This is a genomic window from Aminobacter sp. P4_D5, assembly GCF_056401815.1.
Map to the genome: position 1 here is coordinate 1 of NZ_JBFUIP010000641.1, position 747 is coordinate 747.

The following is a 747-nucleotide window of genomic DNA, read 5'->3' on the forward strand; positions in this document are numbered from 1 at the left end:
GCGATGGACCGCTACGCCGTGCTCGTCTTCCCCGGCCAGCATTTCGAGGACGACCAGCAGCTGGAGTTCGGCCGCCAGTTCGGCGAGGTCGAGGCGGTGCCGACGCTGGTGGACCAGGGGCGCCGGCGCCTCCAGGACAACCGCGTCAACGACATCTCCAACCTCGGCGCGGACGGGCAGATCCTGGCCGCCGACGACCGGCGCCGCATGTACAACCTCGGCAACCTGCTCTGGCACAGCGACAGCAGCTTCAAGCCGACCCCCGCGCAATACTCCATGCTCCATGCGCGCGTGATCCCGCCGCTGGGTGGCGAGACCGARTTCGCCGACATGCGCGCCGCCTGGGAYGCGCTGCCCGCGAAGATGCAGGCGGAGGTCCGCGACCTCGTGACCGAGCATTCCCTCATCTTCTCGCGCGCGCAGCTCGCCTTCGATGCCTTCACGCCCGAGGAGCGCGAGCGCTGCACGCCGGTCCCGCAGCGCCTCGTGCGGCGGCACCGGAATTCCGGGCGCCTCTCGCTCTACCTCTCGGCCCATATCGGCCGCATCCAGGGCATGCCGGACCCCGAGGCGATGGTCCTCATCCGCGAGCTGACCGAGTTCGCGACGCAGCGCGAGTTCGTCTACAGCCATCGCTGGACGGAAGGCGACCTCGTCATCTGGGACAACCGCTGCACCATGCATCGCGGGCGCCGCTACGAGGACAAGACCTATCCGCGCGACCTCCGCCGCGTGACGCTCTCCGAC

1 protein-coding gene is annotated in these 747 nt (G+C 69.5%); it reads left to right on the plus strand.

The genetic code is table 11. The annotated features are described in order from the left end of the window. Window positions 1-747, plus strand: a 747-nt coding sequence (locus tag AC1DWF_RS34045) for a TauD/TfdA dioxygenase family protein (protein ID WP_476842899.1), incomplete at both ends; no start/stop codon positions are given.